Here is a 7754-nt window from a genome sequence, read left to right on the forward strand (position 1 = left end):
GCCCCGCCCGCTCGCGCGGAACGGCCGCGGCCCGCGGCGGCTCCTCGGCCGTCGCGGGCTGGGCGTTCTCGTTCTGTTCGGTCATCGGCTAGCCGACCGCTGCCGCGAGCTTGGACAGGGGCTCGCCGAGGCTGTTGACGGCGTCGGACAGCTCCTTGCGCTCGGCGTCCTTGACCTTGTCGTAGGAGACCTTGCCGCCGTTGCCGGTGTCGTACTTCTTCAGCAGGGTCTGGAGCTTGGCGAAACCGTCGGTGAGGCTGGTCGCGAGGGCCGCGTCCTTCTCGGTGACGACCGGCTTGAGCAGCTCGAACACCTTCTGGGCGCCGTCGAGGTTGGCCTGGAAGTCGACGAGGTCGGTGTGGGAGAACGCCTCCTCCTCACCGGTGATCTTGCCGGTGGCGACCTCGTCGAGCAGCTCCTTGGCGCCGTTGCCCATCGAGGCGGGCGTGATCTCGGCGGTGTGGACCTTGTCCTGGAGGACCAACAGGTCGGCCAGGAGCTGGTCGGCGGTGGCCTCCTCGCCCTTGGTGGACTTCTTCACCCAGAGCGCCTTCTCGATCTTGTGCCAGCCGGACCAGGTGTCACCGGACTCCAGGTCGGCCTCGCGCAGGTCGACCTTGGGGTCGATGTCGCCGAACGCCTCGGCGACCGGCTCGACGCTCTCCCAGCCGAAGCGGGACTGCGCGTACAGGGCCTTCGCACCGTCGACGTCGCCCTTCTTCACCGACGCGACGAACTTCTCGGTCTTGGCGATGGTGTCGGCGACCTGCGTGTCGATGTAGACGCGGTAGTCGGAGACGGCCTTGGCGAGGCGCGGGTCGAGCGCGGCGGCCTCACCGGAGACCTTGATGGCCTGCTTGATACCGTCGCCGACCATGCCGGGCTTGCAGACGATCTGCTGGTCGCCGGAGCCGAGCTGCACGGTGATGTCGTAGTTGGTGCCGGGGCCGATGTTCTCCTTCTCGGTGACGATCTTGCCGTCGGGGCCGTAGAAGTAGACCTCGGTGACCTGCGAGCCCTTGTTGATGATCTTGAAGGTGCTGGTGCCGGCGGCCAGGTCGGTCTTGGAGACCTCACACGCGGTGTCGGTGGAGGTGATCGTCAGCGCGCCGCTGTCGGCCGCCTTGTCCTCTCCACCGCACGCCGCGAGGGCGCTGACGGAAAGAAGACCTGTGACGGCGAGAAGGGGGACGGACCGCATGTGCTGGACTCCATGACGTGGGGTGTTAGGCGAAGCTGCCCTAACTTAGCCTCCCCTTACCTGCCCACGTCAAGCCAGGTCCGTCCTGATTCGATGTGAAATGACTAACGCGCCGAAGATCAGCGGTTTGGCACCTGGACGGTCATGTTCCGGCCCACCATCGGAATGCCGCCCGACGAGGGGCCCGCGGGCGGCGCGGGCGGCACCGCGCCCGACTGGAACTGACCGGCGACGGGCGCCGCGACCTGCTCGACCGTCACGGCCGTGCCGTAGGCGCACACCTCGAAGCCGCCGTTGCCGAGGTTCGTGTTCTCGAACCGCATCCCGATCACCGCGTTGCAGTGGTGCCGTTCGGCGTCGGCCTTCAGCCGTTCGATCGCCGACCGCCGCGCATCCGAAAGCCCCATCGCGCCCGACGACTGCAGGCCCGTCCCGGAGACGGCCCCCCGGACGAATCGGATCTCATACCCGGCGATGGTGTCGGTCGTCACGATCAGCATGAACCCCACCGTAAGCCATATTTCACCCGCGCACTGGGACGGACACGACGGATTCCCCCGGTCGCCCTCCGGGGGAATCACCGCCGCACGCGGAGCTACTCCAGATACTCGCGCAGCATCTGCGCCCGGGACGGGTGCCTCAGCTTCGCGAGGGTCTTGGACTCGATCTGGCGAATGCGTTCACGGGTCACCCCGAACTCCCGGCCGACCTCCTCGAGCGTCCGGGGATGGCCGTCCGCCAGACCGAAGCGCAACTGGATGATGCGCTGCTCACGGTCGGACAGGGTGGCCAGGATGTCCTCCAACTGGTCCTGGAGGAGGATGAACGCGGCCGCCTCGATCGGGACCACGGCGTCGGCGTCCTCAATGAAGTCGCCGAGATCGGAGTCCTCCTCGCCGATCGGCGACTGCAGCGAGACGGGCTCCTGCGCGATGCGCTGGATCTCGACCACCCGCTCGGGCGACAACCCCATCTCCCCGCCGATCTCCTCGGGCAGCGGCTCCCGCCCGAGATCCTGGTGGAGCTGGCGCTGCACCCTGATCAGCTTGTTGATGGTCTCCACCATGTGCACCGGGATCCGGATCGTGCGGGCCTGATCCGCGATGGCGCGGGTGATGGCCTGCCGGATCCACCAGGTGGCATAGGTGGAGAACTTGTAGCCCTTCGTGTAGTCGAACTTCTCGACCGCCCTTATCAACCCGAGATTGCCCTCCTGGATCAGATCCAGGAACAGCATCCCCCGGCCGACGTAACGCTTGGCGATGGACACCACCAGGCGCAGGTTGGCCTCGATGAGACGCTGCTTGGCCCGCACACCCTGCCGGGACAGCAGCTCCAGGTCGAGCCGTTCGGTCCGGGAGATGATGGACGTGTGCGCCATCTTCTCCTCGGCGAACAACCCGGCTTCGATGGATTTGGCCAGTTCTACTTCGTCTTCTGCCGTCAGCAGCGGGACGCGGCCGATCTCGCGCAGATAGATCCGGACCAGGTCGCTGGTAGGCGCCCTTCTGCTGAGGTCTCCCTCTTCCGCTCGCGTGAGCTCCTCGGAGTCCTCTTTGGACTCCAGGACCTCCACCCCCTGCTCTGCGAGCAAACGGACGACGCCCTCCAGGGCGTCGGCCGGCAGTTCGGAGCGATCAAGCGCGGCCGCGACGTCGTCGACCGTGACGCCGCCTCCACGCTCTCTGCCTCTCGCGACGAGGTCCGCCACCTGTTCGACCGACGGCGCCTCGCTGGGCATTACCAAAGGTCCCACGCAGACAGTGTGCGTCAGAACACAGCTAGATCGCAGGCCCCAATTTCGCGGCGGAAACCACTACAGACCCTCCACTCCGCGATCACGAAGATGACGTCTGCGCTGCTCAAGGGCTACAAGGTCGCCGAAAAGCCGGTTGTACTCGTCCGCCTCGGAGACCGGATTCAGCCTCCCGAGTTTGGCCTTTTTGGCCTCGATCTCCCGTGTGAGCTGGTGTTCCATAAATCGGACCAGAAGTTTTCCGGCATAGGTATCGTCCGAAACCAGGCCGGACTTGGGGAGCTCCACGCTGTAACGCGTCAGGACGGACCTGACCTCCTCGTTGGGAGCGGCCGCACTGAGCCGCGCCGCCCACTCCAGCGGGGCCGTCGCCGACGCCGTGCCGCCCACCGCGAGGATCACCGACTGGACGGCCTGGTGCTCGGGCGCCGTGTACGCCTCGGCCGGCAGCACGTCATAGAACGGGCCGAGCGCCACGGGACGCTGCAGTGCCATCTTCAACAGCTCCCGCTCCAGCTCCACGATCGGATCGTTGGGGTCGACGCGCGCCCGCCGCCGGGGCGCGGCCTGGCCGTCGTTGAGATGCGCCTGGACGCGGGCGAGCACGAGCTGCTCGTCCATGATCCCCAGCCAGCGGTCCAGGTTGACCGCGTACAGCTTCCGCTTGCCGGCGTCACGGATCCCGGCGATCACCGGGGCGACGGCGTCGAGCGCCGCGAGCTGGCCCTCGACCGTCGAGGAGTCGAACTTCTCGATCTTGTTCTTGATCGCGAACTCGAACAGCGGCACCCGCGCGGCGATCAGATCCCGCACGGCGGCGTCCCCGTGCTTGATCCGCAGATCGCACGGGTCGAGCCCGTCGGGCTGCACGGCCACGAACGTCTGGCTGGAGAACTTGTCGTCGTCCTTGAACGCCTTCAGCGCGGCGTTCTGGCCGGCGTTGTCCCCGTCGAAGGTGAAGATGACCTCGCCGCGCGCCTCGGCCTGGTCCATCAGCATCCGGCGCAGCACCTTGATGTGGTCCTCGCCGAACGCGGTGCCGCAGGTGGCGATCGCGCTGGTCTCCCCCGCCAGATGGCAGGCCATGACGTCGGTGTACCCCTCGACGATCACGGCTTTCTTGGCCCGCGCGATCTCCTTCTTCGCCAGGTCGAGCCCGTAGAGCACCGAACTCTTGTGGTACAGCGGGGTCTCGGGGGTGTTGAGGTATTTGGGCCCTTCGTCGGAGTCGAGCAGCTTGCGCGCGCCGAACCCGATGACGTCCCCGCTCTGGTCCCTGATCGGCCACACCAGCCGTCCTCTGAACCTGTCCCTGGGCCCCCGCCGCCCTTCGACCGCGAGCCCCCCGGTGAGGATCTCCTTGTCGGTGAACCCCTGCTGCCGCAGATGCCGGACCAGCGCCTCCCACTCGTTGGGCGCGTATCCGAGCCCGAAGTGCGCCGCGTCGGCCGCCTGGAACCCCCGGTCGGTGAGGAACTTCCGCGCCACGGCCGCCTCACCGCTGGTGAGCTGCGACGCGTAGTACGCCGCCGCCTCCTTGTGCGCCTCGATCAGCCGAGCCCGCTGCCCCAGATCCTTCCGCGGAACATACCCGCCCTCTTCGTACTGAAGCTGCACCCCCGCCTTGCCCGCCAGCCGCTCCACCGACTCGGCGAAACTCAGATGCTCGATCTCCTGAACGAACTTGATCACATCCCCGCCGACCCCGCACCCGTGGCAGAAATAAAGACCTCTGGAGGGGGTGACGTTGAAGGAGGGGGACTTTTCGTCGTGGAAGGGGCAGAGGCCCTTCATGTTGCCGCCGCCGGCGCCGACGAGCTGGAGGTACTCGCCGATGACGGCGTCGATCGGGGACCGCTCGCGAACGATCGCTATGTCCTCTTGACGAATGCGGCCTGCCATGGCGGCGAGTCTACGGCCCTGGTCCGACACCGCGGGCCCCGGAACGTCCGGCCGGTCCCGAGATGACGGCGAGGCCCCGGTCCGCACGGCTTCCTGCACCGGACCGGGGCCTCACCAGTTGCCCGACCTTCCGGGGGCCCGCGCCAGGCACCGGAGGACGTCTTGCCGGGAATCCTGCCGCTGGAACGTTCCGTGCACATTTCCCCACGGGGACGAGGAGGTTAGCGCCACCCCTCGCCCCACCCCCGGCCTCGGTGAAGGACGCACCCGCCACAGCCATGGTGAGAACCGGCAAACGGGACGAAGGGGCGGGTAGTTAAAAGCCTGTTAATTCGGCAATTGGCCCGTAGAGACCCGGTCTGACCAGCGCTAACGTCACCAACGTGCTGATCACACCTCACGAGCAGGAACGCCTGCTCATTCATGTGGCGGCCGGGGTGGCGCGCGAGCGCCGCGCCCGGGGACTGCGGCTGAACCACCCGGAGGCGACCGCGATCATCGCGGTGCACGTGCTGGAAGGGGCCCGCGACGGGCGGACCGTGGCGGAGCTGATGGAGTCGGGGCGCGGCGTCCTGTCGCGCGAGGACGTCATGGAGGGCATCCCCGAGATGCTCGACTCGGTGCAGATCGAGGCGACCTTCCCCGACGGGACCAAGCTCGTGACCGTTCACAGGCCGATCCCGTGAGCGCCGCGACGGGCGGTGGCGGGTTCGTGCCCGGCGAGATCATCACCGGGGCGGAGCCCGTCGAGCTCAACCCCGGACGGAAGACGATCACGCTGGTCGTGGAGAACGCCGGGGACCGGCCGGTGCAGGTCGGCTCGCACTACCACTTCGCCCAGGCCAACCCGGCGCTGGAGTTCGACCGGGCGGCCGCGCGCGGCTACCGGCTGAACGTCCCCGCGGGGACGGCCGTGCGGTTCGAGCCGGGGATCACCCGCGAGGTGGAGCTGGTCGCGCTCGGCGGCCACCGGATCGTGCCGGGCCTCCGGCTGGACGGGGCCCTTCTGGAAGGGGAGAACGGTGGCTGAACTCACGCGTGCGCGCTACGCGGCGCTCTACGGGCCGACGGCGGGCGACCAGATCAGGCTCGCCGACACCGATCTGTTCATCGAGGTCACCGAGGACCTGTCGCGCGGGCAGGGCGCGGGCGACGAGGCGGTGTTCGGCGGCGGCAAGGTGATCCGCGAGTCGATGGGCCAGGCCCGGGCGACCCGGGCCGAAGGCGCCCCCGACCTGGTCATCACCGGGGTGGTGATCCTCGATCACTGGGGCATCGTCAAGGCCGACGTCGGGATCCGCGACGGCCGCATCACCGCGATCGGCAAGGCCGGCAACCCCGACGTCATGCCGGGGGTCCACCCGGATCTGGTGATCGGGCCGTCCACGGAGATCCTGGCCGGCAACGGGAAGATCCTCACCGCGGGCGCGGTCGACTCGCACGTCCACCTCATCTGCCCGCAGCTCATCGAGGAGGCGCTGGGAGCGGGCGTCACCACCCTGATCGGCGGCGGGACCGGGCCGGCCGAGGGCACCAAGGCGACGACCGTCACCGGCGCCTGGTACCTGCACCGGATGCTGGAGGCGCTGGACACGTGGCCGGTGAACGTGTCGCTGCTCGGCAAGGGCAACACGGTCTCGGAGGCGGCGCTGTGGGAGCAGCTGCGCGCCGGGGCGTCGGGGTTCAAACTGCACGAGGACTGGGGCACGACACCCGCCGCGATCGACGCGTGCCTGCGGGTCTGCGACGCCTCAGGCGTGCAGGTCGCGATCCACACCGACACGCTCAACGAGGCCGGTTACGTCGAGTCGACGCTCGCCGCGATCGCCGGCCGGGGCATCCACGCCTACCACACCGAGGGTGCGGGCGGCGGGCACGCGCCCGACATCATCACGGTCGCCTCGCACCCCAACGTGCTGCCGTCGTCGACCAACCCGACCAGACCGCACACGATCAACACGCTCGACGAGCACCTCGACATGCTGATGGTCTGCCACCACCTCAGCCCCGAGGTGCCCGAGGACCTCGCGTTCGCCGAGTCGCGGATCCGGCCGACCACCATGGCCGCCGAGGACGTCCTGCACGACCTGGGCGCCATCGCGATGATCGGCTCGGACTCCCAGGCGATGGGCCGGATCGGCGAGACCGTCATCCGGACGTGGCAGACCGCGCACGTCATGAAGAAGCGGCTGGGCGCGCTGGAGGGACCCGCCGACAATCTGCGGGCCCGCCGGTACGTCGCCAAGTACACGATCAACCCGGCGATCGCGCACGGACTGGACGGCGAGGTCGGCTCCGTCGAGGTCGGGAAGCTCGCCGACCTGGTGCTGTGGGAGCCGAAGTTCTTCGGGGTGCGGCCGCAGCTCGTCGTCAAGGGCGGCATGATCGCCTGGGCGCAGATGGGCGACGCCAACGCCTCCATCCCGACCCCGCAGCCGGTGCTGCCGCGCCCGATGTTCGGGGCCTCCCCCGCCGCCGCGGCGGCGACCTCGGTGCACTTCGTGTCCGAGGCCGCGCTCGACGACGACCTCGGCTCGAAGATCGACGTCCGGCGCAGGCTGGCGGCCGTCAAGAACACGCGCGGCGTCACCAAGGCCGACATGCCGCTGAACGACGCGCTGCCGACGATCGAGGTCGATCCCGACACCTTCACCGTCAAGGTGAACGGCGAGGCGATCGAGCCCGCGCCCGTCACGGAGCTCCCGATGGCCCAGCGTTACTTCCTGTTCTGATGAACGCCCAGCTGCTGATGCTCGCCGACTCCCGGCTGCCCGCCGGGGGCCACGCCCACTCGGGCGGCCTGGAGCCCGCCGTGACGGCCGGAGCGGTCCGCACCGTCACCGACCTCGCGGGCTTCCTGACGGGACGGCTCTGGACGTCCGGGCTGGTGACGGC

The 7754-nt window shown here is 68.8% G+C and carries 7 protein-coding genes; 3 read left to right on the forward strand and 4 right to left on the reverse strand.

The window, feature by feature from the left end:
• Positions 1-88 precede the first annotated feature (88 nt).
• From efeO to dnaG, 4 genes are all read right to left on the reverse strand, one after another.
• Entirely contained in the window at positions 89-1201 is a 1113-nt protein-coding gene (efeO, locus tag ACYVE7_RS24930; RefSeq protein WP_460367725.1) for an iron uptake system protein EfeO, read from the reverse strand.
• A gap of 119 nt (positions 1202-1320) precedes the next feature.
• Positions 1321-1701, reverse strand: coding sequence for a YbjQ family protein (locus ACYVE7_RS24935; protein ID WP_460367726.1), 381 nt, complete (start codon positions 1699-1701; stop codon positions 1321-1323).
• A 95-nt stretch (positions 1702-1796) separates the two neighbouring features.
• Positions 1797-2942, reverse strand: coding sequence for an RNA polymerase sigma factor RpoD (gene rpoD / locus ACYVE7_RS24940; RefSeq protein ID WP_460367737.1), 1146 nt, complete (start codon positions 2940-2942; stop codon positions 1797-1799).
• Between the two features lie 75 nt (positions 2943-3017).
• A complete protein-coding gene (dnaG, locus tag ACYVE7_RS24945; protein ID WP_460367728.1) occupies positions 3018-4859 on the reverse strand; it encodes a DNA primase in 1842 nt (613 codons plus the stop codon).
• A gap of 383 nt (positions 4860-5242) precedes the next feature.
• Between dnaG and ACYVE7_RS24950 the strand changes: the two genes are divergently transcribed.
• Genes ACYVE7_RS24950 through ACYVE7_RS24960 form a run of 3 tightly spaced genes read left to right on the forward strand, consistent with a single transcriptional unit; the run spans position 5243 to position 7591 of the window.
• A complete protein-coding gene (locus ACYVE7_RS24950) occupies positions 5243-5545 on the forward strand; it encodes an urease subunit gamma (protein WP_460367730.1) in 303 nt (100 codons plus the stop codon).
• A complete protein-coding gene (locus tag ACYVE7_RS24955; protein WP_460367732.1) occupies positions 5542-5889 on the forward strand; it encodes an urease subunit beta in 348 nt (115 codons plus the stop codon). Before ACYVE7_RS24950 ends, ACYVE7_RS24955 begins: the two co-directional genes overlap by 4 nt.
• Positions 5882-7591 carry an urease subunit alpha gene (locus ACYVE7_RS24960; RefSeq protein ID WP_460367735.1) on the forward strand — a complete coding sequence of 570 codons (1710 nt, stop codon included), beginning with the start codon at positions 5882-5884 and terminating at the stop codon, positions 7589-7591. The genes ACYVE7_RS24955 and ACYVE7_RS24960 overlap by 8 nt, the downstream gene beginning before the upstream one ends.
• The last annotated feature ends 163 nt before the right edge of the window (positions 7592-7754 follow it).

The organism is Actinocorallia lasiicapitis (assembly GCF_054778695.1).

Coding starts and splice junctions, on each gene's coding strand:
- efeO (WP_460367725.1), bottom strand. CDS start 1,201: ATGCGGTCCGTCCCCCTTCTCGCCGTCACAGGTCTTCTTTCCGTCAGC.
- ACYVE7_RS24935 (WP_460367726.1), bottom strand. CDS start 1,701: ATGCTGATCGTGACGACCGACACCATCGCCGGGTATGAGATCCGATTC.
- rpoD (WP_460367737.1), bottom strand. CDS start 2,942: ATGCCCAGCGAGGCGCCGTCGGTCGAACAGGTGGCGGACCTCGTCGCG.
- dnaG (WP_460367728.1), bottom strand. CDS start 4,859: ATGGCAGGCCGCATTCGTCAAGAGGACATAGCGATCGTTCGCGAGCGG.